Annotated in this window: 27 protein-coding genes; 1 reads left to right on the forward strand and 26 read right to left on the reverse strand. The window is 41.5% G+C overall.

The genetic code is table 11. From position 1 onward, the window contains the following. Positions 1-50: 50 nt before the first annotated feature. The 10 genes from acpP to CEF22_RS12215 all read right to left on the reverse strand — a co-directional run bounded on the left by acpP (position 51) and on the right by CEF22_RS12215 (position 9,553). A complete protein-coding gene (acpP, locus tag CEF22_RS12170) occupies positions 51-284 on the reverse strand; it encodes an acyl carrier protein (protein ID WP_094835667.1) in 234 nt (77 codons plus the stop codon). 63 nt (positions 285-347) lie between these two features. Continuing rightward, positions 348-1,091, reverse strand: a complete 744-nt coding sequence (fabG, locus tag CEF22_RS12175) for a 3-oxoacyl-[acyl-carrier-protein] reductase (protein WP_095478577.1) — start codon at positions 1,089-1,091, stop codon at positions 348-350. Beyond that, a complete protein-coding gene (fabD, locus tag CEF22_RS12180; RefSeq protein ID WP_100403075.1) occupies positions 1,088-2,035 on the reverse strand; it encodes an ACP S-malonyltransferase in 948 nt (315 codons plus the stop codon). The genes fabG and fabD overlap by 4 nt, the downstream gene beginning before the upstream one ends. A gap of 12 nt (positions 2,036-2,047) precedes the next feature. Further along, positions 2,048-3,049, reverse strand: a complete 1,002-nt coding sequence (gene plsX, locus CEF22_RS12185) for a phosphate acyltransferase PlsX (protein WP_100403076.1) — start codon at positions 3,047-3,049, stop codon at positions 2,048-2,050. 17 nt (positions 3,050-3,066) lie between these two features. Next, the gene (gene fapR / locus CEF22_RS12190; protein ID WP_094835671.1) at positions 3,067-3,630 is read right to left on the reverse strand and encodes a transcription factor FapR; all 564 of its coding nucleotides are present in this window, start codon (positions 3,628-3,630) and stop codon (positions 3,067-3,069) included. 90 nt (positions 3,631-3,720) lie between these two features. Then, positions 3,721-5,796 (reverse strand): ATP-dependent DNA helicase RecG, encoded by a 2,076-nt coding sequence (gene recG, locus CEF22_RS12195; protein WP_100403077.1) that lies wholly within the window; start codon positions 5,794-5,796, stop codon positions 3,721-3,723. Beyond that, the gene (sdaAA, locus tag CEF22_RS12200; RefSeq protein WP_100403078.1) at positions 5,765-6,655 is read right to left on the reverse strand and encodes an L-serine ammonia-lyase, iron-sulfur-dependent, subunit alpha; all 891 of its coding nucleotides are present in this window, start codon (positions 6,653-6,655) and stop codon (positions 5,765-5,767) included. Before sdaAA ends, recG begins: the two co-directional genes overlap by 32 nt. Before the next feature lie 66 nt (positions 6,656-6,721). Further along, positions 6,722-7,384 (reverse strand): L-serine ammonia-lyase, iron-sulfur-dependent subunit beta, encoded by a 663-nt coding sequence (gene sdaAB, locus CEF22_RS12205; RefSeq protein ID WP_100403079.1) that lies wholly within the window; start codon positions 7,382-7,384, stop codon positions 6,722-6,724. A 111-nt stretch (positions 7,385-7,495) separates the two neighbouring features. After that, complete coding sequence (locus CEF22_RS12210) at positions 7,496-9,172, reverse strand: DAK2 domain-containing protein (protein WP_100403080.1); 1,677 nt, start codon at positions 9,170-9,172, stop codon at positions 7,496-7,498. Between the two features lie 18 nt (positions 9,173-9,190). After that, positions 9,191-9,553: an Asp23/Gls24 family envelope stress response protein gene (locus CEF22_RS12215; protein ID WP_094835676.1), complete on the reverse strand. Its 363-nt coding sequence runs from the start codon at positions 9,551-9,553 to the stop codon at positions 9,191-9,193. 252 nt (positions 9,554-9,805) lie between these two features. Between CEF22_RS12215 and rpmB the strand changes: the two genes are divergently transcribed. Further along, positions 9,806-9,994, forward strand: coding sequence for a 50S ribosomal protein L28 (gene rpmB / locus CEF22_RS12220; protein WP_094833853.1), 189 nt, complete (start codon positions 9,806-9,808; stop codon positions 9,992-9,994). Between the two features lie 84 nt (positions 9,995-10,078). Here rpmB and spoVM read toward each other — a convergent pair whose 3' ends face one another. From spoVM to CEF22_RS12300, 16 genes are all read right to left on the reverse strand, one after another. After that, positions 10,079-10,156, reverse strand: a complete 78-nt coding sequence (gene spoVM / locus CEF22_RS12225) for a stage V sporulation protein SpoVM (protein WP_094833887.1) — start codon at positions 10,154-10,156, stop codon at positions 10,079-10,081. Between the two features lie 26 nt (positions 10,157-10,182). Next, on the reverse strand, positions 10,183-10,839 hold the full coding sequence (locus CEF22_RS12230; RefSeq protein ID WP_100403081.1) for a thiamine diphosphokinase: 657 nt from the start codon (positions 10,837-10,839) through the stop codon (positions 10,183-10,185). 71 nt (positions 10,840-10,910) lie between these two features. Next, on the reverse strand, positions 10,911-11,564 hold the full coding sequence (rpe, locus tag CEF22_RS12235; RefSeq protein ID WP_100403082.1) for a ribulose-phosphate 3-epimerase: 654 nt from the start codon (positions 11,562-11,564) through the stop codon (positions 10,911-10,913). A gap of 2 nt (positions 11,565-11,566) precedes the next feature. Next, complete coding sequence (gene rsgA, locus CEF22_RS12240) at positions 11,567-12,448, reverse strand: ribosome small subunit-dependent GTPase A (protein WP_100403083.1); 882 nt, start codon at positions 12,446-12,448, stop codon at positions 11,567-11,569. Continuing rightward, on the reverse strand, positions 12,448-14,427 hold the full coding sequence (gene pknB, locus CEF22_RS12245) for a Stk1 family PASTA domain-containing Ser/Thr kinase (RefSeq protein WP_100403084.1): 1,980 nt from the start codon (positions 14,425-14,427) through the stop codon (positions 12,448-12,450). The genes rsgA and pknB overlap by 1 nt, the downstream gene beginning before the upstream one ends. An 8-nt stretch (positions 14,428-14,435) precedes the next feature. Beyond that, complete coding sequence (locus CEF22_RS12250) at positions 14,436-15,185, reverse strand: Stp1/IreP family PP2C-type Ser/Thr phosphatase (RefSeq protein ID WP_100403085.1); 750 nt, start codon at positions 15,183-15,185, stop codon at positions 14,436-14,438. A 6-nt stretch (positions 15,186-15,191) separates the two neighbouring features. Beyond that, entirely contained in the window at positions 15,192-16,283 is a 1,092-nt protein-coding gene (rlmN, locus tag CEF22_RS12255; protein ID WP_100403086.1) for a dual-specificity RNA methyltransferase RlmN, read from the reverse strand. 2 nt (positions 16,284-16,285) lie between these two features. Then, positions 16,286-17,623, reverse strand: a complete 1,338-nt coding sequence (gene rsmB / locus CEF22_RS12260; RefSeq protein ID WP_100403087.1) for a 16S rRNA (cytosine(967)-C(5))-methyltransferase RsmB — start codon at positions 17,621-17,623, stop codon at positions 16,286-16,288. A 1-nt stretch (position 17,624) separates the two neighbouring features. Beyond that, complete coding sequence (fmt, locus tag CEF22_RS12265) at positions 17,625-18,569, reverse strand: methionyl-tRNA formyltransferase (RefSeq protein WP_100403088.1); 945 nt, start codon at positions 18,567-18,569, stop codon at positions 17,625-17,627. Next, positions 18,566-19,051 carry a peptide deformylase gene (gene def / locus CEF22_RS12270; RefSeq protein WP_100403089.1) on the reverse strand — a complete coding sequence of 162 codons (486 nt, stop codon included), beginning with the start codon at positions 19,049-19,051 and terminating at the stop codon, positions 18,566-18,568. The genes fmt and def overlap by 4 nt, the downstream gene beginning before the upstream one ends. A 36-nt stretch (positions 19,052-19,087) precedes the next feature. Further along, positions 19,088-21,499, reverse strand: coding sequence for a primosomal protein N' (gene priA / locus CEF22_RS12275; protein WP_100403090.1), 2,412 nt, complete (start codon positions 21,497-21,499; stop codon positions 19,088-19,090). Further along, positions 21,490-22,710 (reverse strand): bifunctional phosphopantothenoylcysteine decarboxylase/phosphopantothenate--cysteine ligase CoaBC, encoded by a 1,221-nt coding sequence (gene coaBC, locus CEF22_RS12280; protein WP_100403091.1) that lies wholly within the window; start codon positions 22,708-22,710, stop codon positions 21,490-21,492. Before coaBC ends, priA begins: the two co-directional genes overlap by 10 nt. 177 nt (positions 22,711-22,887) lie before the next feature. After that, positions 22,888-23,115: a DNA-directed RNA polymerase subunit omega gene (gene rpoZ, locus CEF22_RS12285; RefSeq protein WP_094833864.1), complete on the reverse strand. Its 228-nt coding sequence runs from the start codon at positions 23,113-23,115 to the stop codon at positions 22,888-22,890. A 1-nt stretch (position 23,116) separates the two neighbouring features. Continuing rightward, positions 23,117-23,731 carry a guanylate kinase gene (gene gmk / locus CEF22_RS12290; RefSeq protein WP_095480806.1) on the reverse strand — a complete coding sequence of 205 codons (615 nt, stop codon included), beginning with the start codon at positions 23,729-23,731 and terminating at the stop codon, positions 23,117-23,119. 8 nt (positions 23,732-23,739) lie between these two features. Further along, positions 23,740-24,003: an extracellular matrix/biofilm regulator RemA gene (gene remA, locus CEF22_RS12295; RefSeq protein WP_094833866.1), complete on the reverse strand. Its 264-nt coding sequence runs from the start codon at positions 24,001-24,003 to the stop codon at positions 23,740-23,742. Positions 24,004-24,043: 40 nt separating this feature from the next. Continuing rightward, complete coding sequence (locus CEF22_RS12300) at positions 24,044-24,919, reverse strand: YicC/YloC family endoribonuclease (RefSeq protein ID WP_100403092.1); 876 nt, start codon at positions 24,917-24,919, stop codon at positions 24,044-24,046. Positions 24,920-24,941: the final 22 nt, after the last annotated feature.

Genomic DNA, 24,941 nt, shown 5'->3' on the forward strand with positions numbered 1-24,941 from the left:
AAAAGAAGAAAGCTCCGTTTAGATAACGGAGCCTACATCTTTTGAACGACTTAGTTTTTGCTGTTTATGTAATTCACAGCGTCACCCACTGTCGCAATTTTCTCTGCATCATCATCAGAAATTTCCATATCGAACTCATCTTCTAATTCCATTACAAGTTCAACTACATCTAAAGAATCTGCACCAAGATCTTCCTTGAAAGAAGCTTCTAATTTTACTTGAGATTCTTCTACTCCAAGACGATCTACGATAATTTTCGTTACACGCTCTAATACGTCTGCCATACTCGTTCACCTCCCCTCAAGTCATTATAGACGAATTCACGTCAAGATTAAATAAAATTTCTCTTACATGACCATACCGCCATCAATTTGTAATGTTTGGCCCGTCATATATTTTGAATCTTCCGATGCTAGAAAGACAACTGTTTTTGCAATATCTGCTGGTTCACCAAAGCGAGCAAGTGGGATTTGACTTAGCATCGCTTGCTTCGCCTCTTCAGGCAAAGCATCGGTCATATCTGTCGTGATAAAGCCTGGAGCGATCGCATTGACCGTGATCCCTCTTGACGCTAATTCTTTGGCTGTCGTTTTCGTTAAACCAATGACACCTGCTTTAGCCGCTACATAATTTGCTTGTCCCGCATTTCCACTTACCCCTACGATCGAAGCGATGTTCACGATGCGACCACTTCTTTGCTTCATCATCGGGCGAGTGACAGCCTTTGTGCAAAGGAATACGCCTTTGAGATTGATATCAATAACGTCATCCCACTCTTGCTCTTTCATGCGCATAAGCAAGTTATCTCTCGTGATACCAGCATTATTGATGAGGATATCTATTTTCCCAAATGTTTCGAGGGTTTCATTGACCATTTCTTGCACAGATTCAGCATTTGACACGTTGCACTGAACCGCCACCGCCTGACGACCAAGCGCTTTAATTTCTTCTACCACTTCATTCGCTTTTGCTTCACTACCGGAATAATTCACAACTACGTCCGCTCCTTGACGAGCAAGTTCAAGAGCAATTTCTCGACCAATGCCGCGAGAAGCGCCTGTTACTAAAGCTGATTTTCCTACTAACTTCATTGAGAGGCCTCCTTTAATTGTGCTGCTACTGTCTGAATCGACTCTTCATCTTGAACCGCAAACGTGCGCACTTGACGATTAATTTTTTTAATCAGACCAGAAAGTACTTTCCCTGGACCAATTTCGATAAATGTATCTACACCTTCTTCAATTAACGCTTCGACACTATCTTCCCACAAAACAGGAGAATACAGCTGTTGCAGTAGCTTCTGCTTAATTTCATCTGCCTGTTGAACGACTTTCGCATCGACATTCGCCATCACAGGTACTTGGCTATCGGATAGCTCAATTTCATTCAAAACTTCCTCAAGCTGCTTCGTTGCTGGCTTCATTAAAGAGGAATGGAACGGTCCGCTCACATTTAACGGTAAAACACGCTTCGCTCCTTTTTCTTTCGCTCGCTCAGAAGCTTGTTCCACTCCCGTTTTTGTTCCGGAGATGACAACCTGACCAGGGCAATTTAAATTAGCAAGGCCAACCGCATGGCCATTAGCTGTTACTTCATCTACTACTTGCTGTAACAAACTTCTCTCCATCCCTAATACAGCCGCCATCGTGCCTTCTCCCGCTGGTACAGCCTGTTCCATAAATTGACCGCGCTTATGAACGGCATACACAGCATCTTCAAACGATAAAGCACCAGCTGCTGTTAAAGCCGTATACTCACCTAAGCTATGGCCTGCCACATAATCAGGAACAATTTCTTCTTTAGCAAAGCGCTGCAATACTGCCATACTAGTAGCTAATAAAGCAGGCTGGGCATTCATCGTTAACGTTAATTTTTCTTGAGGACCATGAAAGATAATGTCGCTTAAGGAGAAGCCTAATCTTTCGTCTGCCTTCACAAATAGTTGTCGAATACCTTCATGTTGATCCGCTAGTGATTGCCCCATACCGACCACTTGTGATCCTTGACCTGGAAATACAAATGCTATTTTCCCCATCTTGTTACCCCCTTATTTTTCATCATCTATTAAAAGGTTCGCCGCCTCTTGAATCTTTGCTGGCACATTTGCTTGCGCCATCGTATATGCTTGCTTCAACGCGTTATAAAACGCATTCGCATTCGATGAACCGTGAGCTTTAATGACCGGCGCTTTTAAACCAAATAATCCAGCACCGCCATACTCCGTGTAGTCCATTTTATTTTTCAATCCATATAGCTCAGACTTCAGTAAGCCTGCACCGATCTTTGCCTTTAATGAAGAGGTTAAAGAAGACTTTAACATTGAGAAAATCGAAATCGCTGTACCTTCTAACGTTTTAAGAACCATATTACCGGTAAAACCATCTGTAACGACGACATCAGCTACACCATTCAATAAATCTCTAGATTCTACATTGCCGATAAAATGAATATTCGTTTGCTGCTTTAGCAACCCGAATGCTTCCTTCGTTAATTCGTTCCCTTTTTTCTCTTCGGTACCGATATTTAATAGGCCTACTCTAGGCTTTTCGATTCCTCTTACTTTTTCAGCATAAATTGAACCCATAAGCGCATATTGCACTAAATGTTCCGGTTTCGCATCTGAGTTGGCTCCAAGGTCTAGCATCACAAAGCCACGGCCATCGATCGTTGGTAACGTCGGCGCTAAGGCAGGACGCTGAATGCCGTCAATTCGCCCGACGATAAATAAACCAGCCGCCATCAATGCTCCTGTGTTCCCTGCTGATACGCAAGCAGCCGCCTCGCCATCCGCAACGGATTGAGCCATCATCACCATGGATGCTTTCTTTTTGCGACGTACAGCGCGAACGGGTTCATCCGTTCCCGCAATGACTTCCTCGGAATGAATAATGGTGGCGCGACTCGTTGGAGTTAAGAGCGGCTTTATTTTCTCTTCATCACCAAAAATCAATACTTCGAGATCCTGGAGTTCTTCTAATGCTCGATTCGTTCCTAAAATAATCTCCTTTGGCGCATGATCTCCGCCCATCGCATCTACCGCTATTTTCATTTTGTTTCATCCTTTGCTCATATATTGGAACGATACATCATGAAATCGCCTTGAAACACTAATTCATGACCAACATAACTATGTACTTCAACGATCGTTCTTTCCTTTTCTACATTCACATCGATCACTTTCGCTTTTGCTACCACTCGTTCACCTTCACGAACGGAACGTTTAAAATGAATATTCGCTTTTGCTGTCAAGGCGAGTTCATCGTTAATGACCGCTACAGCGAGCGAGTTAGCTTGCGCAAACAAATGATGTCCCCGTGCAATGCCATTTCTCGTAAAAACATGCTCCTTCTGCACATCAAAAATGGAGATGGCGCTTTTATCTAATTCAATATCAATCACATCACCGATTACTTCCTCGATTGGCAATGAGCGAACTTCATCAGCTAATTGTTTTTCTGCTACATGTTTAATTCTTTCACGCAATTCTGGTATCGATAATTCCATTCGATCTAGACGAATCGTTTGTACACTCACTCTGAAGCGATCTGCCAGCTCCTCATCTGTGATAAATGGATTATCGGTAATTGTTTCTTGTAATTGTGCTTGTCTCTCTTTTTTTGAACGTCTCATTAATATTACACCATCCGATATTAGGACTAGGTACTAACAGTAGTATAAAAGCAAAAAAAACAGAATGCAAGGAAAATCTTGCATTCACAATTAATCTAGCTTTTCTCCCGACAGAACACCGGAGTGATGAAGCGACTCCCGAAGCTTAGCAAACTCTTCCTTCTGCCAAAATTCTTCCGATTCGATTAACGTTTTTGCGTCTTCTCTAGCGACCTCAAGCGTACGATAATCATGCACCATATCAGCGACTTTAAATTCTGGCAAACCGCTTTGTTTTTTCCCGAAGAAATCTCCTGGTCCGCGGAGCTCTAGATCTTTTTCACTTAATACAAACCCATCATTCGTTTCCGTCATAATCTTCATGCGCTCTTGACCGACTTCTGTTTTCGGGTTAGCTAGTAAAATACAGTAGGATTGCTCACTCCCCCGCCCGACACGACCTCGGAGCTGATGTAGCTGCGATAGCCCAAATCTCTCTGCATCATAAATGACCATCATCGTAGCATTAGGTACATTGACCCCTACCTCTACTACTGTTGTCGAAACAAGTACTTGAATGTGATTATCTGAAAAAGCTTTCATCACCTGATCTTTTTCTTCAGCAGGCAATCGACCATGCATTAAACCGACTTGAAAACGGTCATGAAAATAATGAACGAGCTGCGAGTGAACATCTAAAGCATTTTGAAGATCCATTTTCTCTGACTCTTCGATTAACGGACAGATTACATACGCTTGTCGACCTTTCACTAATTCTTTTTCCATAAAGCCGAGTACACGCTCGAGCATTTCTTCTTTCGCCCAATACGTTTCAATCGCTTTTCGCCCTGCAGGCATTTCATCAATAATCGACACATCCATCTCACCAAAAACAGTGATGGCAAGCGTTCTAGGAATCGGAGTAGCCGTCATAAATAATACATCCGGGCTCTCTCCTTTTTCTCTTAACACTCTTCTCTGATTCACACCGAAGCGATGCTGTTCATCGGTAATCACAAGTCCAAGGCGACGAAAATGAACATCATCTTGAATTAATGCATGCGTACCAACAACAATATCAATTTCTCCTGCTTCTAGTCTCGCTAATAGCTCTTTTCTACGTTTCCCTTTCACTGAGCTCGTTAAAAGAGCGAGAGAAAGACCCATCGGCTCGAACATTTCACTTAAAGAGTCCGCATGCTGCTCCGCCAATATTTCCGTCGGCACCATTAACGCTCCTTGATATCCCGCCGTTACACTTGCATATAAAGCAACAGCCGCAACCGCGGTCTTTCCGCTACCTACATCCCCTTGAAGAAGACGATTCATCCGATAAGGGGATTTCAAATCTGCACAAATATCATTGATCACTCGTTTTTGAGCATTTGTCATTGTAAACGGCAACGAATCAATAAATTGCTTTAACTGATGGATATCATAATTTTGCTTCATGCCGTTCGAGTGCTCCCTTTCAAACTTGCGAAGAGCTTGCATTTTCAATTGAAACGCTAAAAACTCTTCATAGACAAATCTCCGTCTAGCTTGCTTCATCTCTTCTCCATTTGCCGGAAAATGAAGTGCACGTAGAGCCTCGTGGGCAGGTAATAGTTTATATTGATGTAAAAAACGAACCGGCAATGTTTCTTCAATCAAATCTCCATATTGCGACAACGCCAGTCCGATATATTTACGAAATAATTTAGGAGATACAACCCCTTTCAATGAATACACCGCTTCAAAATCACCCTGCCTTTGATGAGGGCCGAGGTCTAGCTGTTGAGCAGTGATCGTTTGCCGATTTTTATCCCACTTCCCTGTAATAGTTACCGTCTCATTAATGTTTATTTTATTTTTTAAATACGGCTGATTAAAAAAGACGACACTGACTAAATAGCGGCCCACTAATAATTTAAATGTTAAACGTGATTTTTTCTTCGAATAAAACATCAGTGACGGGATGCTATGAACTTTCCCTTCTACTGTCACGCGTTCATCATGAGCCACTTCTGCTAAATCCTTTAAACGATAATCTTCATAGCGGTAAGGAAAGTAATACAATAAATCATGAATGGTGTCTATACCAAGCTCTTTTAAAGAGGTAGCGGTTTCCTTACCTACCCCTTTTAAACCATTCGTTTGTTGTAGCAAAGGGGAATCATTGACTTGCGTTTCGGGTTGTTGATCCATAAATTTGTTCCTCCAACTTACGCCCGGTCGGTGTTGCAGCTAATCCTCCACCTGCTGTTTCTCTTAAAGCAGTAGGCATTGTTTGCCCAATTTTGTACATAGCATCAATAACTTCATCGCATGGAATTCGACTCGTTACACCAGCAAGAGCCATGTCAGCGGCAACAAGAGCATTAGCGGCTCCCATAGCATTTCTTTTCACACAAGGAACTTCCACTAATCCAGCCACAGGATCGCAAACAAGTCCGAGCATATTTTTCAACGTAATCGCCATTGCCTCTGCACTTTGAGCAGGAGCCCCACCAGCCATCTCTACAATAGCGGCCGCGGCCATTCCGGATGCAGACCCCACCTCCGCTTGACAGCCGCCCGCCGCTCCAGAAATGGAAGCATTATTGGCGACAATAAATCCAAAGGCGCCAGCTGTAAACAAAAAACGAACCTTCTCTTCCTTTGAAGGATTTAGCTTGTCTTGAACTGCAAACAAAGTACCCGGAACGACACCTGCACTGCCGGCTGTCGGAGTCGCGCATATCGTTCCCATGGCGGCGTTCACTTCGTTTGTCGCAACAGCTTTACTGACAGCGTCTAATAATAGTGGTCCTGATAATGTTTGACCTTTAGCAATATAGTCTTGCAGTAAAACAGCATCTCCACCTGTTAACCCAGAAAGAGACTGCACACCGCTTAGTCCTCTTTTTACCGCTTGCTCCATCACATCTAAATTTCTTTCCATCAAAGACATGACTTCATCAAATGTTTTGCCGGTAATGGTCATTTCTTGTTCGATCATGATATCTGAAATTTTTTTCTGCTGCTCATTGGCCCTGTTGACGAGTTCTGCTGCTGATTTAAACATTTTGCTCCCTCCTGTTCTTATAGTGATCATTTAAGTATGTCCTGTCGGTTTTCCTATTTCATTCAACTAATCAGCAATTCGTGCAACTTGAATAACGTTAGGCAAATGCTCGATCGCTTGAATGACATGATCATCGATTGTCTGATCGACTTCTATGATCATTAATGCCATTTCACCCTTTGCTTTACGAGAAACCTCCATATGTCCAATATTAATTTCATGTTTAGCTAGTTCATTGGAAACTGTCGCAATCGCACCGAAACGGTCATTATGAACAACTAAAATCGCCGGGTGCTGGCCAGAAAGCTTTAACTCAAATCCGTTTAGTTCCGTCACTTCAATTTTGCCACCGCCGATAGAAATACCGACAAGCTCTATTTCACCTGTTTCATCGCCAATGCGCACTTTTGCTGTATTTGGATGAGCGGGAACAGCCATTTCTTCAATAAATTGAATGCTTATCCCTCTACTCTCCGCAATCTTTATCGCATCGATAATTCGTTCATCAAATGTATCAAAATCGAGCAGCCCACCAATAATAGCGACATCTGTTGCATGACCTTTATATGTTTGTGCGAAGGAACCATAAAAAGAGATGATCGCCCATTTCGGTTCTCTCCCAAATAAAGTTCTAGCTAAGCGACCGATTTTCGCTGCACCAGCTGTGTGCGAGCTAGAAGGTCCAATCATAATTGGTCCAATAATATCAAATACACTTTTGTATTTCATGATGTCGCCCCCTCTGGTCATTAGATTGCTTTATATACGTTAATAACTATATTTTATTATACGTAAGAAAAAAATGCACAAATAAAAAAGAAGAGGAATCCCCCTTCTTTTTTATTCAACTGAGAAAATGAAAGAATACAGTGGTTGTTTTCCATTATGAACTTCTACTTCCACTTCTTCAAAATTCTCTTCTATAAATGAAGATACTTTCTCTACTTCATCCGAGCCGATGTCTTCCCCATAAATAATCGTTACAATTTCAGATTCCTCATCAATTAAATGATGGAGTAATTCTTTCGCCGCTTCGATTTTATTTGGGTTCGTTAACACAATTTTCCCATCAGCTAACCCCATGAAGTCATCTTTGGCAATTTCAACACCATCAATATTCGTATCACGAACAGCAAAAGTAATTTGCCCCGTTTTCACATGAGCAAGGGCTTCTGTCATTGCTACTTTATTTTCTTCCAATGTGGCTTCAGGGTTGAAAGCAAGCAACGCTACCATTCCTTGAGGAACCGTTTTAGATGGGACAACCGTTGCTTCAACGCCAACGACTTCAGCCGCTTGTTCAGCTGCCATCACGATGTTTTTGTTGTTAGGTAAAATAATCACTTTTTTAGCATTTGCTTCTTCGATCGCTTTCACAATATCTTCCGTACTAGGATTCATTGTTTGTCCGCCTTCAATCACCGCTGAAGCACCGATACTTTGAAGTAATTGCGAAATCCCTTCACCCATAGCCACTGTAACAACTGCATATTCTTGCTGTACTTCCGGCTTCTTAACCTCTGGCTGTTTCGGCGTGTCCCCACCAACAATATTGCTATGTTGCTCTCGCATATTTTCGATTTTCATGCTAATTAAGCTACCATATCGTTGCCCATAGGATAACACTTCCCCAGGTTGTTCCGAGTGAATGTGAACCTTCGCAATTTCATCATCTGAAATGACGAGAAGCGAGTCACCATACACGCTTAAATCCGCTCTAAACTGTTCTTCTGAAAATGGATGCTTAGCTACTTTCTCGTCTTCAAAACGGACCATAAACTCCGTACAATAGCCAAACTCAATGTCCACTGTATTCATAAATCCTTGCACACTTTGATGATGCTGAGCGCTAACTAACTCTTCCATATTAGGCGCGATAGCTGGACTATCAGGTAAGGATTCTCCTTTTAAAGCGGCAAGAAATCCTTCGTAAACAAGCAAAAGTCCCTGACCTCCACTGTCGACAACACCTACTTCTTTCAATACAGGGAGAAATTCAGGGGTACGTGCCAATGAAGCTTTGCCTTCTTCCACTAAAGCTTCCATCACTACAATAATATCTTTTTGTTTTTTAGCAACTGCTACCGCTTTTTTGGCAGCATCTTTCGCAACAGTTAAAATCGTTCCTTCTACCGGCTTCATCACGGCTTTGTAAGCTGTTTGCACACCCGCTTCAAACGCAGCAGCTAATTGCTTACTATCAACTACTGATAGTTGTTCAATTGCTTTGGTAAACCCTCGGAACAATTGCGATAAAATAACACCTGAGTTACCGCGAGCTCCCATTAGTAAACCTTTAGATAATGCAGCAGCTGTTTGTCCAAAATGCTCACTTGACTGTTGTTGAACTTCCTTGGCTCCAGAAGTCATTGATAAATTCATATTTGTTCCTGTATCACCATCAGGAACAGGGAAAACGTTAAGTGCATCTACCATATCAGCATTCACTGAAAGATGATTAGCTCCCATTTTTACCATTTCGGCAAACTTTTTCCCATCTAACGAAGTAATTGACACAAATCTTTCCTCCTCACACTACGAGTTCGTCACTCGAACTCCTTGAACAAAAATATTAACCGAGTCGACAGCTAGTCCAACTGTTTGATCGAGCGTATACTTTACTTTTGATTGAACATTGTTCGCCACTTCAGAAATTTTCGTTCCATAGCTAACAATAATATACATATCGATGTTTACTTGATCTTCTTCTTGGCGCACAATCACACCACGAGTGAAATTTTCTCGACGCAATATGTCAGTAATTCCATCTTTAATTTGATTTTTAGATGCCATTCCAACGATGCCATAACAATCTACCGCTGCTCCGCCAGCAATCATGGCAATCACATCATTTGAGATATCAATTTGCCCGTACTTTGTTTTGAGTTCAATAGCCAATGTAAACCCCCCTTATAAATGTTGCTAAACTAATGCCATTTTACTATACTTGCTGCTTTTTTAAAAGCAATGCAATCACCATATTCTATCATTCCAAAGGATAGGATATGATGTCAAGGTTTTTTTCTTGAAAGACTTGCGAAGAACTATTGCATTCAAAAAAGTTGTGTGGTAAATTATTAAAGTATCTTTTAGAATATAACGAAGTGTTGAAACAAATTTTTTCAGCTTCAATGGTGAGGAGTGAATAATATGCCAAAAAAATGTGTTGTTTCTGGTCGTAAAGCTCGTTCCGGCAACGCTCGTTCCCACGCTATGAACGCTAACAAGCGTACTTGGGGTGCTAACCTTCAAAAAGTTCGCATTCTAGTAGATGGAAAACCTAAACGTGTTTGGGTTTCTGCAAGAGCATTAAAATCCGGAAAAGTTGAGCGTGTATAATACTTTTCAATGAAAAAAACCAGCTGAATTCAGCTGGTTTTTTTCTATTCTACCCCATTCATCTATTCTCAGCGTTGGACAACTTCACTTTTTGAATGTTCCAAGCATCGCACGAACAATCCCACCTAAAAATTTAGGTAATTTAATGGTATAAAATTTCATGATTGCCACCCCTCCAATATAGAACTTCAACCATCAGAGCTTCTTATCACCATAAGTATGCCAGAAGCAAAAGAAAAAGTACCACTTTCTTGGTCTAGCTCATTGCTAACGTACAAAGTTGAACCTGGCTGAACGGTATGATTGCTTAGCGGATACTTAAATCCCTTTAATGTAAAATTAGTCACCGTATTCGTGATAGCAAAAAAAGAAAAATATTTTTTTCGGACATCCATAAACACAGTATATGTACCTGGCCCATAAAGAGACACACGATTTTGTTTATCCACTAGCTCTATTTTTAGTGCAGATGCCATGATGTCCTTATTCATGAGCAAGCTAATCGTACCGAAGAAATGATCGAGTCTTCCACCTGTTGCACCAAAAATAACGATCGACTCTGGCTCCTGCTTCATTGCCCATACAATAGCTAGCTCTAGGTCTGTTTCATCCTTTTCAGCAGGAAAGCGCTGAATATGCTCTTGTTCCACGCCGGACTCAATCACTTTCCATTCCGATTCCGTAACGGAATCAAAATCACCAATCGCTATTTTCGGCGTAATGCCTCTTTCTAATAAGTAGATCGTCCCGCGATCCACTCCTACAAAGACGGTATCTTCTGTATGATAGCTTTGTAAATCAGCCAATTCCGTTTCCGGGCCACCGGCAACTACAGCAATTCTCATATTAAAACCCCCTCGATACGAAAAAAGGAACCGAATGAAACGGCTCCTCTCTTTTTAAATGACTGCCCACATTATTCAGCAGCTGCTCTAATTTCATCAATTGCTTGCTTGCGATCTTCCTTATTGTAAACAGCAGAACCAGCCACTAAAATGCTCGCTCCTGCTTCTGTGCAAAGCTTCGCTGTTTCGATGTTGACACCGCCATCAATTTCAATTTCAACGTCCAATCCTTTTTCGTCAATCATTTGTTTCACTTGACGGATTTTCGGAACGACGGAGTGAATAAACGATTGTCCCCCAAATCCAGGATTCACGGTCATAAGTAGCACCATATCGATATCTTCTAAAATATGTTCAATCATCTGAGCAGGCGTTGCTGGATTAAGAACGACCCCTGCTTTCACCCCATGAGAACGAATCAATTGAATCGTGCGATGAAGATGAGGACACGCCTCCACATGAACGGTAATATAATCGGCTCCTGCTTTGGCAAACGCTTCAATATATTGATCAGGATTCTCAATCATTAAGTGAACATCAAGTGGTAGCTTCGTAATTGGACGAATGGCATCAACAATGAGTGGTCCAATCGTAATATTCGGAACGAAATGACCATCCATGACATCGACATGAATAATGTCAGCTCCTCCCATTTCTACATCTTTTATTTCCTCTCCCAACCGGGAAAAATCAGCGGATAAAATCGACGGCGCTATTTTGACCATAATTAATACCTCGGCTTTCTCTCTTTTATTTCTTCCATGAATTGCAAATAATGCTCATAGCGGTAAGCAGGAAGATCACTATGTTCAACCGCATCTTTAATGGCACATTTTGGTTCATTCACATGCAAACAGCCTCTAAATTTACATTCATGGCTCAGCTTGACCATTTCAGGAAAACAAAACGGCAAATCCTCTACCTCTATATCTGTAAATTCTAACGAACTAAAGCCGGGAGTATCAGCAACCAGACCGTTGTCTACATGAATTAACTCCACATGTCTTGTCGTATGCTTCCCACGCCCAAGAGAATCGGATATTTCATCCGTTTTCAATCCAAGCTCTGGACGAAGAGCGTTGAGCAAGGATGATTTCCCCACTCCTGACTGACCGGCAAACACCGACGTTTTTCCTTGTAAAAAAGAACGGACCTCTTCTAAATTCATTTCATCTTCTGAAGAAGTTAAGACAACGTGATAACCAAAAGCTTGATATTGTTCAGCAAATTGCTGAATCCCTTCTGCTTGTTGCTTCGTTAGCAAGTCCATTTTCGTGATACAAATGATTGGTTCAATCTGCTTCGATTCAATTAATACTAAAAAACGATCGAGTAAGGCTGTACTGAAATCCGGTCGAACAGCGGAAAAAACAAGAATCGCTTGATCGACATTGGCAATAGGTGGTCTAACGAGTTCATTTTTTCTTTCTTGAACGGCCAGAATATAGCCTTCTTGGTCATTATCTGCTTGGTATTCTACATAATCGCCAACAAGTGGTGAGACTTTCTTTTTACGAAAATTTCCCCGTCCTCGGCATTGAACAAGACGTTCACCATCTAAAACATAATAAAAACCGCTTAAAGCTTTAATAATCTTTCCTGCTGGCATTACATTCCTCCTTGGTTCTCTCCCTCATTTTCTGGGTATGGAATGGTTTCATCAAAAATCACTCGTTGATCACGAATCACTTTATAGCCTGCTTTACTCCCTTTAGAAACAATAAATTCCAATGTTTTCTTCGTTTCCTCTTGGATCGAAAATACTTCATAAGGCTCGGTCATGCTGTGATTCATATCTTCAATATATATTTGTACTTCTTGAGGAGTTCCGAATTCATCCGGCTCATATGGAATCGTAATTTCTTTCGTCACAGTGACTGGTGGAATTTCTCTTGCTCCTTTTGACAGCATCACTTCCACTTTGTCTCCTTTTTCTAACTTCGTCCCTTGCTCTGGTGTTTGAGATAAAACGAGCCCTTGCCCGACCTTATCTGAATACTCTTCACCAGCAATGACGATATTTAACCCTGTAGACTCAGCATAATCCTTTAAGCTTTTTTCATTATATTCCGTCAAGTCAATTAATGAAATTTTCTCCGGACCTAGACTAACGGTAAAAGATAATACCGTCTCGTCTGGAATGACTTCGTCCGATGCTTCAGGATTTTGATCAATAATCGTTCCAGCTTCGCTTTCATCATAGACGCTTTCTTTACGAATCTCCTTAAACTCATATTTATCGAGTGATTTAGCTACCTCTTCGTATAGTTTACCTTCGTAATCATCAAGCGTAAAAGTTTCTTTTCCACTGCTTATATAAATATTGACGTTTGACCCTTCTTGAGCGACCCGTCCTGCACTAGGTTTTGTTTTAATGACCTTTCCTTCAGGGATTTCATCACTAAATTGTTCATATGTCTCATTGACAACGAATCCACTTGTTACTAACTCTGAAACCGCTTCATCTAATTTTTTCCCCTTAACCTCTGGAATTTCTATCTCTTGTGGTCCTAACATACTAGGAACTAACACTGCTGCTAACCCGCCTAAAACAATAAGAAAAGACATGATTAACAAAATAATCGGCCATTTTCTTGTCGGTTTCTTGTCTGCAGATTCACCAGTCACCACTTCTTGTTTCGATTCAGGCGTCGGTCTCATCATCGTCGTTTGCGTGTTTTCTGTTTGCTCTATCTGTTTAATAACCGGTAGTGCTTTCGTTTCATCTTCATCTAGAGGCACTGTAAACTTTGGCTCATTGGCTCGTTCAGGATCGAGCGCCGTTGATAAGTCCTGCTCCATATCTTCTAACGAATGGTAGCGATGGAATGGATCTTTCGTCGTTGCTTTTAACACGATATTCTCAACGCTTTGCGGAATAGATGGATTCCACCTTTTCATCGAAGGCGTTTCCGTCTGCAAATGCTTCAGTGCAATCGAAACAGCCGACTCACCTGAAAAAGGTAATTGCCCAGTTAATAATTCAAACATAACAATCCCAAGAGCATAAATATCTGATTTTTTCGTCGCCATACCACCACGTGCTTGCTCTGGAGATATGTAGTGAACAGAGCCTAACACCGCATTTGTTTGTGTAATGGAGGTAGCACTTAACGCCATCGCAATACCAAAGTCAGTAATTTTCACATCCCCGTTAGCATCTACTAAAATATTTTGCGGTTTAATATCGCGATGAATAATAGAATTATGATGAGCAAAAGCCATCGCCGCCGAAAGCTGCTTCATAATATCGATCGCTTTTTCTACTGGGATCGGTGAAAATTGCTGAATGTATTGCTTTAACGTCATGCCCTCGACATATTCCATGACGATATAATTAATTCCCTCTTCTTCACCGACGTCAAAAATATTGACGATGTTTGGATGAACAAGGCTCGTAGCTGACTGCGCCTCCCTTTGAAAGCGGCGAAGAAACTCTTCTTCATTGGCAAAATCTAAGCGCAACACTTTAATAGCTACTTCCCTCTCTAGGATCACGTCCTTGGCTAAATAGACATTCGCCATGCCACCGCCGCCAACCATTTTAATGATTTTATAGCGGCCATTTAATCGCTTTCCTATTAGCATTCTCTTACTCACCCACTTTCAAGGCCAGCAGAATGTTTGAGAATCACAAGTGTAATATTGTCTTCCCCACCTTTTTCGTTTGCCAATTGAACAAATGAATCAGCTTTTTCTAATAAGGAAAGGTCATTTTTCAAAATTGCTTGCATTTCTTGCTGTGCCAGTTTGTTAGATAAGCCATCTGAACAAAGAAGCATATAATCTCCTTGTTCAAAGGTAATGGTGTGATAATCAGCTGTGACATGATCATTCGTTCCGAGAGCACGAGTCAGCACATTTTTTCGAGGATGATGTTCTGCTTCTTCTTTCGTAATCTCTCCTGATTTGACTAACTCATTCACAAGCGAATGATCGTCCGTCACTTGTTTAAAGCCATCATCATTGAGTAGATAGCAACGGCTGTCTCCAATATTGGCAATCGTACAAAAATTAGTGGTGCATAAAGCAGCAACAAGCGTCGTCCCCATCCCATTGCATTCTTGGTGACTGTTTGCATGGGCCAAAATTTGCTTATTGATCTGCCGGATAGCCGATTCTAACCATTGTTCGGCTTGAGTAGCACTTTCAATTTTGTCTACATTTTTCCACATCGACTTCATTGACTCAATTGTGAGTTGGCTAGCAATATCACCAGCATTATGACCACCCATGCCATCTGCTACGATGGCCAGGTAGTCATTGGCGGCATTGATAAATACTCCACCATTATCTTCATTATGAGCTCGAATTCGGCCTTTATCTGTCCGAAAGACGGAATCCATCTTTACTCACCTCGTTTCTTCTTTTCGCTCTTTGGCACGAAGCTGGCCACATGCGGCATCAATATCATGACCATGTTCACGGCGGATCGTGACGTTAACTCCGTGCTTTTTCAACGTCTTTTCAAACTCGAAAATTTGATTTTTCGGTGTTCGAACGTAATCACGTTCAGGGACATAGTTGACTGGAATCAAGTTGACATGACATTTGATACCCTTAATTAATCGAGCAAGCTCTTCTGCATGCTCGACAGAATCATTCTCTCCACCAAACAAACCATATTCAAAACTGACTCTTCGTCCTGTTTTATTGACGTAATAACGAACGGCTTCCATTAAATCAGCAAGCTTGTACGCTTTATTGATTGGCATTAATTTTGTTCGCAATTCATTGTTGGCCGCATGTAAAGAGATAGCAAAATTAATTTGCATATTCTCATCAGCAAATTTGTAGATTTTCGGAATGATTCCACTAGTGGATACCGTAATATGGCGGGCACCAATATTGAGTCCTTTATCATGGTTAATAATTTTTAAGAAAGCAAGCATTTGATCGTAGTTATCAAATGGCTCACCGATTCCCATAATGACGACGGAGCTTACGCGTTCTTCGCTTTCATCAAGTGCTTGCTGAACCTTCACCACTTGAGCAACAATTTCTCCCGCTTCTAGGTGGCGCTTTAGCCCTCCAAGTGTAGAGGCACAAAATGTACAGCCAATTCGGCATCCTACTTGAGTCGTGACACATACAGAATTGCCATATTCATGGCGCATTAAAACCGTTTCAATGGAATAACCGTCATGAAGCTCAAATAAAAATTTGATCGTTCCATCTGCTGATTCTTGCTGGACAAGTGTTTTTAATGTAGTGATCGTGAAATGAGCGGCTAGTTTCTCCCTTAATGCTAAAGATAAATTCGACATATCTTCAAAAGTAGCTACTCTTTTCTTATATAACCAATCAAAAATTTGTTCTGCCCGAAATGCCTGTTCTTTTTGTTCCTTTAACCAATCTTTCAAATCTGCCAGCTGCAAAGAGTAAATGGATGGGAGCTGCGGCTCGTTTGCTGATGAATCTTTTTGTAATTTTGTTTGCTCCATTATTATACCTTCTTTCTAAATTTACTGATAAAGAACCCATCTCCGCCAAAGTCTTGCGGAAACACTTGTAGCATGTGACCTGTTGTTAATGCTTGAATCTCAGGAGGTAAATGATCCAATGCTGCTGGTTCAAACTCAGAGTTAGAGGCTAGAAATTTCGCTACTGTGCCTTCATTTTCTTCACGATCGACCGTACATGTACTATACACAAGGACTCCACCTTCTTTTAACAAAGGTGTGACTGCCTTTAAAATAGCTAATTGTACATTTTGTAAAGCAAGAAGGTCTTCTTCCTTCTTAGCATATTTAATATCTGGCTTTCTGCGAAGAACGCCAAGGCCAGAGCAAGGAGCATCGACTAAGATCCGATCAAAGCTTTCTTTTGGAAACATCTCTCCTGCTTTTCGACTATCAAGCGCTTTTGCTTCCACATTTTCTAACCCTAGTCTTTCAGTATTTTCTTTAATTAATTTGATTTTATGTTCGTGTAAATCAAGAGCGATTACCTTTCCTGTCTGTTGCAGTTTTTCGGCTATATGGGTCGTTTTCCCTCCAGGAGCTGCACAGGAATCAAGTATCGCTTGATCTTGGTGAATATCAAGTGCATAAGCGACGAGCATCGAGCTTTCATCTTGAATCGTAGCAAGTCCTTTTGCAAACACTTCCGAGCGAGCGATATTTCCTTTCAAAATTCGAATCGCTTCTGGAATAAACAGACTCGGTTCCACTTGAAAACCCTCTTCTTGTAACTTTTGAATCACTTCATCGCGACTGGCTTTCGTCGCATTTACTCGAATCGTTTGCACCGGTGCGATTAAGTTCAGTTCACACATCGCTTTCGTTTTTTCAGCTCCAAATTGAGCCATCCATCTTTGAACTAGCCAAAGAGGATGACTAGTCGCAATCGATATGCGTTCTGCCTCATCTTTAATTTGATCAAGATCCTGCAACCCTTCTCGCTGAACCGAACGAAGCACTCCGTTGACTAAACCACTAATCCCTTTATGCCCCTTCGTCTTCGCAATTTCAACCGCTTCATGAATAACAGCTCGCTCCGGTACTTTATCGAGATAGACCATTTGATAAACCGACATGCGTAAAAGCTGTCTCACCCATGAATCAATTTTCTTCTTCAAAAACGGAGCTAAATAAAAATCAAGTGTCATTTTTCTTTGGATCGTGCCGTAAGCGATCTCTGTTAGTAGAGCAGCATCTCTTCCTGAAAGGGCATTTTTTTCTATTGCTGAATGCAGTAACAGATTGCTGTAGGAATGGTTTTTCTCTACTGATTCTAACAAATCGAGTGCAATTTCACGCACTTGTTTTTTCTTTTGTTTCATCCTATTCTCCTAACTGCTTGCCGATCGGTAAATCTGAACCGGCTCCTCGTAAGTACTGCTGGGCAGACATTCTCTTTTTCCCTGAAGGTTGTAAGTTTGTCACTTTGATCGCTGTTTCATTTCCTGTCGCTACGATAAAACCATCATCTTCAATGGAAAGGATCGTACCAGCTGGCACCTCTTTATTAGTAGGGACTTTTTCTCCCCACCAAATTTTCATTACTTTTCCATCTAGCTGTGTATAAGCGACTGGCCACGGATGAAGTCCACGAATATGGTTATAGATTTCTTCCCCATTTCTTGACCAATCAATCTTTTCTTGCTCTCTTTTAATATTAGAAGCAAATGTAGCTTTCTGCTCATCTTGTTGAACCGGCTGAATTTCACCTGCCAATAATTTTGGAAGTGTGTCCGATAGTAGCTTAGATCCAATCGCACTCAACTTATCATGCAAACTGCCGACATGATCCGTCTCTTCTATTATGACCTCCGCTTGACTAATGATATCCCCAGCATCTAACTTTTCTGCCATGTACATAATCGTGATACCCGTCTTTTCTTTTCCTTGTAAAATCGAATAATGAATCGGGGCTCCACCACGTAACTCAGGTAGTAAGGAAGCATGAACATTGATGCATCCATGTTTCGGAGCTTCTAGTAGTTCCTTCGGTAACAATTGTCCATAAGCAGCCGTCACAATGACATCGGGTTGTAAATCAATGATTTGTTGAAGCTCTTCTGATGAGCGTAGTTTCTCCGGTTGCAAGACGGGAATGTCATGCTTTAACGCTTCTACTTTCACCGGAGGCGGAGTCAGCACCCGCTTTCTTCCAACTGGACGATCTGGTTGTGTCACCACCGCTTGAATATGATAACCATCTTGAATTAACGTTTGTAATACAGGGACAGAGAAATCAGGTGTGCCCATAAAGACAATATTCGTCATTCTGCTCCCTCCTTTTCTAATTGTTCTTCTGAAATATATTCCTCTACTTTTGACGTAAATAATACGCCATGTAAATGGTCAATTTCATGCAAGAGCGCTCTTGCTAAAAAGTCGCGGGCTTCGATTAAAAAGTAGCGCCCTTTTATATCTTGCGCCTTCACCTTGACATAAGAAGGTCGAGTCACATACCCATATAACCCAGGAAAGCTAAGACAACCTTCTACGTCTGTCTGTTTTCCTTTTTCCTCTAAAACAACGGGGTTAATTAACGTGATTAATCCATTCTCGTCTTCTATATCGACAACCGCTACTTGCAGATCGACACCCACTTGCGGAGCAGCTAGTCCGACTCCATCTGCTTCAATCATCGTTTCATGCATATCACTTACTAGCTTTTTTAACTTTTTATTAAACTCCGTTACACGTGCGCATTCTTTTTCAAGAATATCAGCTGGAGCTTCTACAATCGGTAAATAGGCCAAACAACATCCTCCTTAATCTTCTTGCAACATTTCACTTTACATCATGATAAATGGATTGACATCTATAGCTACTTGTAAATACTTATCTTTATGTTGTTTTGTGTAATGCTCCAATATCGTTTTTAATCCTTCATTTAGTTTCGGTTCCCGTTTGTATTTTATCAAACATTGATAGCGATATCTATCATTGATCCGCGGAATAGGAGAGGCGACCGGACCAAGAATGATCGCTGATGGAGACAAATGAGATCGCAAATAATCCGCTATCTTTTCGGTAATCGATGAAGCCGTGAGCACATCATAATGACTCACCGTCACTAACGCTAAAAAATAAAAAGGTGGGTAATGCCCCATCTTTCGAATCATCATTTCCTGCTGATAAAATTGATCGTAATCTTGCGCTCCAGCAAGCTGAATGCTGTAATGTTCAGGTGTATACGTTTGAATGATCACTTCTCCTTGAAGCTCGTGACGACCGGCGCGTCCACTTACTTGTGTCAACAATTGAAACGTCTTTTCCGATGCGCGAAAATCTGGAATATGAAGCATCGTATCAGCCGTAAGGACACCGACGAGCGTAATATTAGGGAAATCTAATCCTTTCGCAATCATTTGTGTCCCTAATAAAATATCGGCTTTTCCCTCTTCAAATTGCCGCAGAAGTTTTTCGTGAGCACCCTTTTTGCTCGTTGTATCCACATCCATTCGGATCACTCTTGCATGAGGCAGTAGCTTCCCAAGCTCTTCTTCTACTTTTTGCGTTCCCGTTCCAAAATAGCGTATATGCTCACTATTACATTCTGGACATGTGTTTGGAACCGGCTCCTCGTAGCCACAATAATGGCATTTCATTTGATGACGATAGCGATGGTACGTTAAGGAAATATCACAATGAGGACAACCAGATACATACCCACAATCTCGGCACATAATAAAGGAAGAATGACCGCGTCGATTTAAAAACAACACTGTTTGTTCGCCTTTTTGCAGCCGATCCTCTAGCTTTTCAAATAAAGCCCTAGAAAACATCGATCGATTCCCATCTCTTAGTTCCTCGCGCATATCAACAATTTCAACTTCCGGCAATGCTTGATCATTCATCCGTTTCGATAAAGTAAGGAGTTTGTATACTCCTTTTTGCGCACGAGCAAAGCTTTCTAACGCCGGAGTAGCACTACCTAAAATCACCGGGCAATGATAGTGTTGTGCTCGCTTAATGGCGGTTTCTCTTGCATGATAACGAGGATTCTCCTCTTGCTTATAACTCGTTTCATGCTCTTCATCGATAATAATAATACCGAGGTTTTCAAACGGAGCAAAAATGGCCGAACGCGCACCGACGACCACCTTCACTTCCTTGCGCTGGATTTTTCGCCACTCATCATACTTCTCTCCCGTTGATAAGCCGCTATGCAAGACAGCGACATCATCCCCAAAACGCCCTTTAAACCGATGAACCATTTGCGGAGTAAGCGATATTTCCGGAACTAGCACAATCGCTTCCTTCCCTTTTTCAAGCACCTTTTGAATCGATTGCAAGTAGATTTCTGTCTTGCCACTGCCAGTCACTCCGTACAGTAAAAAGGTGTCATGCTGCTCTTGTTCAATCGATTGCAGAACAGGAATGATCGCTTTCTCTTGTAATTCTGTTAACGGCAGTGGTTCTGTTTTTTGAAACTCACGATTTTCATAAGGATCTCGATACATTTCCTGCTTTGTTTCTACTATGAGGCCCTTTTCAATTAAACTCTTTAATGTCGCACTTGAAGCACCACTTGCCTCCATCACTTCTTTCGCCGACACCAATGTAGGTGCTTGCTGGATTAAATAGTCTAGAACGAGCTTTTGTTTCAGCGCATTCGTTGGAAGCTTAGCGATATATTCTTTGCTTTGATCCGCTGAAAGTGCACAGCCAATCATGCGAATCATTTTTTTGTTGCCTTTACTTTTCACTTTATACACTAACTCGATCTGATCGGCTTTAACCTCTTGACGAAAAACCGTCAGTAAGCCTGCTTTTGCGACTTCTTCCCACCCAATCTCTGTTCGCTGTTGAAATGACTCGACTACTTCTTCCGTCGCTGGCTCTTTCCCATCGATTAAACGAAACACTTTTTCATATTTTGCCTTCATCGCCGCCGGCAGCATCGCTTGATAGGCAGATATTTTAAAACATAACGTCGTTTCTGTTAACCAGTCGGCAAGCTCTAATAGTTCTGTATTTAACACTGGCAATAAATCCATCGGCTCAATTAGCGGCTTTAACTTGTCCACTTCCGAGCGATTCTTTACCTCTGTCACAAAGCCTTGAATATGTCTCGGTCCAAAAGGAACAATGACTCTCATACCAGGTGCAATCATTCCAGACCATTTATCTGGAATTAAATAGTCAAATGAACGATCCGTTTGCATAGCTGCTACGTCGACGATGACGCTCGCTACTTGCATTCGATCTCACCCTTTGTTAATTCAGCAACGGCCTCTATCAAAATCACATAGGCTACCTCTTTTTTCGTCATTAAGTCTAACTCTTTTTTCGAGCCATCTTTTTTGTAAATCGTAATAATGTTTGTGTCGCCACCAAAGCCAGCCCCTGCCTCTTTCACATTATTAGCTACAATCATATCGGCATTTTTCGCTTCAAGCTTTCGCTTGGCATATTCTTCGACGCGGTCTGTTTCCGCGGCAAACCCGATCAACAATTGATGTGTTTTCTCTTGTCCCAATGTTTTTAAGATGTCTTTTGTCCGTTCCATCTCAAGAACGAGATCGCCTTCTTTTTTCTTCATTTTGTCAACATGAACAATTTTCGGGCGGTAATCCGCAACGGCGGCTGTTTTAATGACGATATCTGCCTCTTGAAACTTCCCCATCACCGCTTGATACATCTCTTCTGCATCTTGAACTTGAGTAAATTGAACACCCGTTGGTTTCGACAGTGATACCGGTCCAGAAATCAACTCAACATTCGCTCCTAGCTCTCTAGCTGCTTCTGCCAAAGCATAGCCCATCTTTCCTGATGAATGATTCGTTAAAAAACGAACAGGATCAATCGCTTCTCTCGTAGGACCCGCTGTAATCATCACCATCTTTCCTTTCAAAGGCTGATGCTGTTTCTTCTGAAAAAATTGATCGATTAACGTAACGATTTTCTCGGGTTCTTCCAGACGACCTTTTCCTACATAGCCGCAGGCAAGATACCCTTCACTCGGCTCCACGAATTGGTAACCAAAACTCGCTAACGTGTCAATATTCCGTTTAACAGCAGGATGGTCATACATATGAACATTCATCGCTGGTGCAATCCAGACAGGAGCAGTTGAGGCGAGAACCGTGGTCGAAATCATCTCATCTGCTAATCCATTGGCTAGCTTCCCAATCATATTCGCTGTAGCCGGTGCCACTAAAATCAAATCTGCCCAGTCAGCTAAATCAATGTGAGCAATTACTTCCGGATGCTTTTCATCAAATGTGTCTGTATAAACGTCGTATCGAGACAATGCTTGAAATGTAAGAGGTGTCACAAATTTTTGAGCAGAAGAAGACATAATCACCTTCACTAAAGCTCCACCTTGAGTCAATTTGCTCGTTAAAGCAGCTGCTTTGTAAACAGCAATTCCACCAGTTACACACAATAGTATTTTCTTTCCATTTAACATAGAAAAAACCTCCAATTATCGAAAGAATCGGTCTCATTTGAATGAAAAAATAAGGTGTCCCTAAAGCAAAGAGCCAGGCACCTCCACCGCCATATATAGTTGATGAAATCACTATATGTTTAGCTTTAAAGTGGAGAAGCCAGGCACTTAAGGGACACCCTCTTCGTTCGGTTTACATTACACTTCGTCAGAGTATGTTTCGTTTACATCCTTTTCTTTCATAGACAATTTATCGGCATAAATTTCTTCTAGCGCTCTCCCCACAAATTTGTGAGAAACATAAGAATCAAGCATTTGAGTCGTGCTGTTTTCTTGTAAGCTGCGAGCACGCTTAGCTGCCACACTAACTAATGAGTATTTTGAATCAATTTTAGTTAAAAGATTATCGATTGATGGGTATAACATATTATTCACTCTCCAACATTTTTTGATAACGGTGCTGCACTCGCTCTAGGCGACAATGTTCCGCCACAATGATTGATTGAATACGGCTACAAGCCTTTTCCACTTCATCATTTTCAACGACGTAATCATAAAGCTCCATCATTTCAATTTCCTTGCGAGCTTTTTCCATTCGCCCTTGAATGACTTCATCGCTTTCTGTTCCGCGATTTGTGATTCGGCTATGAAGTACTGAAAGGCTTGGAGGCGCTAAGAAAATAAACAAGCCTTCCGGAAACTTTTCACGAACTTGTTTAGCTCCTTGCACTTCAATTTCTAAGAAAATATCTTTCCCAGCATCTAATGTTTCACGCACATAATCAACTGGCGTTCCATAATAATTGCCAACAAACTCAGCATATTCAAGCAGCTTGCCTTCAGAGATTAGCTGTTCAAACTCTTCTCTCGACTTAAAGAAATAATCCACTCCGTCTACTTCTCCTTCGCGGGGAGCACGAGTGGTCATCGAGATAGAATATTCAAAGTTTAAATTAGACTGTGAAAAAATCTCTTTTCTGACGGTGCCTTTCCCCACACCTGAAGGTCCTGATAAGACAATCAGTAACCCTTTTTCTTTCATAACGTTCCCTACCCTTCTTCTGTCTCTTCCTCTTTCGAAACGATTCGCTGAGCGACCGTTTCTGGCTGAACAGCGGATAAAATCACATGATCACTATCCGTCATGATTACCGCTCGCGTTCTTCTTCCATACGTAGCATCTATTAATGTTCCGCGATCCCTTGCATCTTGTACGAGCCGTTTAATTGGCGCGGATTCCGGGCTAACAATAGAAATAATTCGATTGGCAGAAACAATGTTTCCAAAACCTATATTGATCAATCGAATGGACATAAATTCCCCCCAAACTATAGCTTAACAGCTTGCTCTGACGTTATTCGATATTTTGAATTTGCTCCCTCATTTTTTCAAGAGTGGTTTTCAGTTCAACAACAGCGGAACTAATCTTTGAATCATTCGCTTTCGAACCTATTGTGTTCACTTCTCGATTCATCTCCTGAATCATAAAGTCGAGCTTACGACCAATGGGCTCCGGCAATTCCAGCGTCTGCTGAAATTGTTGCATATGACTATCAAGCCGAATACACTCCTCATGAATATCTGATTTCTCAGCAAAGATCGCTATCTCTGTTAAAATTCGATCTTGATCAAACGGAGTGGCTGTCAGTTCTGTTAATCTTCGTTCAAGTCGATGACGATATGATTGTATGACCAACGGTGCGAATTGCTTCACTTCGCTGAGCCTTTGTTCAAGACTGTTCAGTAAACGTACTAGATCTTTCTTTAGCTCAGCACCCTCAACTAGCCTCATTTCATGAAGATGTTCAACCGCCTGCTCAACCGCTTCAAGAACAAGCTGTTCCACCACAATGTTCTCTTCTTCATTCTCCTCGATTGTAATGAAATCCGGACGCTGTAGCAAATCTTTTAATTCTGGTTGACCTGCGAGTTGATATTTATCCGAAATCACTTCCATCAATTGGATGTATTCTTCAATAAGCGTCCAATCGGCTTGGAGCGTTCGATGAATGAATCCCTCACCGTCGATACTAATAAACAGCTCCACTCGACCTCTATGTATATATTGTGCCAATTTCTTCTTTATTTTATCTTCTATTTTCATTAATTGTCTGGGCATTCGTATTTGAAATTCACTGAAACGGTGGTTCACTGACTTCATTTCGACCGTTATTACGTGATCGGCTGATTTAAGTTTACTTCTGCCAAACCCCGTCATACTTTTAACCATCAGCCACTCACTTCCCATTCAA

It is taken from the genome of Bacillus sp. FJAT-42315 (genome assembly GCF_002797375.1).
Classification (GTDB): domain Bacteria; phylum Bacillota; class Bacilli; order Bacillales; family Domibacillaceae; genus Bacillus_CE.

Bases quoted from the DNA above. Each gene is read 5' to 3' on its own strand.
- recG (WP_100403077.1), bottom strand. From the start codon at position 5,796: ATGGATCAACAACCCGAAACGCAAGTCAATGATTCCCCTTTGCTACAA.
- spoVM (WP_094833887.1), bottom strand. From the start codon at position 10,156: ATGAAATTTTATACCATTAAATTACCTAAATTTTTAGGTGGGATTGTT.
- CEF22_RS12300 (WP_100403092.1), bottom strand. From the start codon at position 24,919: ATGGTTAAAAGTATGACGGGGTTTGGCAGAAGTAAACTTAAATCAGCC.
- remA (WP_094833866.1), bottom strand. From the start codon at position 24,003: ATGTCCATTCGATTGATCAATATAGGTTTTGGAAACATTGTTTCTGCC.
- fabG (WP_095478577.1), bottom strand. From the start codon at position 1,091: ATGAAGTTAGTAGGAAAATCAGCTTTAGTAACAGGCGCTTCTCGCGGC.
- CEF22_RS12250 (WP_100403085.1), bottom strand. From the start codon at position 15,185: ATGGATTCCGTCTTTCGGACAGATAAAGGCCGAATTCGAGCTCATAAT.
- sdaAA (WP_100403078.1), bottom strand. From the start codon at position 6,655: ATGTTTAAATCAGCAGCAGAACTCGTCAACAGGGCCAATGAGCAGCAG.
- rpe (WP_100403082.1), bottom strand. From the start codon at position 11,564: ATGGTCAAAATAGCGCCGTCGATTTTATCCGCTGATTTTTCCCGGTTG.
- rsmB (WP_100403087.1), bottom strand. From the start codon at position 17,623: ATGAAACAAAAGAAAAAACAAGTGCGTGAAATTGCACTCGATTTGTTA.
- coaBC (WP_100403091.1), bottom strand. From the start codon at position 22,710: ATGTTAAATGGAAAGAAAATACTATTGTGTGTAACTGGTGGAATTGCT.
- fabD (WP_100403075.1), bottom strand. From the start codon at position 2,035: ATGGGGAAAATAGCATTTGTATTTCCAGGTCAAGGATCACAAGTGGTC.
- plsX (WP_100403076.1), bottom strand. From the start codon at position 3,049: ATGAAAATAGCGGTAGATGCGATGGGCGGAGATCATGCGCCAAAGGAG.
- gmk (WP_095480806.1), bottom strand. From the start codon at position 23,731: ATGAAAGAAAAAGGGTTACTGATTGTCTTATCAGGACCTTCAGGTGTG.
- rpoZ (WP_094833864.1), bottom strand. From the start codon at position 23,115: ATGTTATACCCATCAATCGATAATCTTTTAACTAAAATTGATTCAAAA.
- rsgA (WP_100403083.1), bottom strand. From the start codon at position 12,448: ATGCCAGCAGGAAAGATTATTAAAGCTTTAAGCGGTTTTTATTATGTT.
- rlmN (WP_100403086.1), bottom strand. From the start codon at position 16,283: ATGGAGCAAACAAAATTACAAAAAGATTCATCAGCAAACGAGCCGCAG.
- sdaAB (WP_100403079.1), bottom strand. From the start codon at position 7,384: ATGAAATACAAAAGTGTATTTGATATTATTGGACCAATTATGATTGGA.
- priA (WP_100403090.1), bottom strand. From the start codon at position 21,499: ATGCAAGTAGCGAGCGTCATCGTCGACGTAGCAGCTATGCAAACGGAT.
- CEF22_RS12230 (WP_100403081.1), bottom strand. From the start codon at position 10,839: ATGAGAATTGCTGTAGTTGCCGGTGGCCCGGAAACGGAATTGGCTGAT.
- fmt (WP_100403088.1), bottom strand. From the start codon at position 18,569: ATGACGAATATTGTCTTTATGGGCACACCTGATTTCTCTGTCCCTGTA.
- fapR (WP_094835671.1), bottom strand. From the start codon at position 3,630: ATGAGACGTTCAAAAAAAGAGAGACAAGCACAATTACAAGAAACAATT.
- pknB (WP_100403084.1), bottom strand. From the start codon at position 14,427: ATGCTAATAGGAAAGCGATTAAATGGCCGCTATAAAATCATTAAAATG.
- acpP (WP_094835667.1), bottom strand. From the start codon at position 284: ATGGCAGACGTATTAGAGCGTGTAACGAAAATTATCGTAGATCGTCTT.
- rpmB (WP_094833853.1), top strand. From the start codon at position 9,806: ATGCCAAAAAAATGTGTTGTTTCTGGTCGTAAAGCTCGTTCCGGCAAC.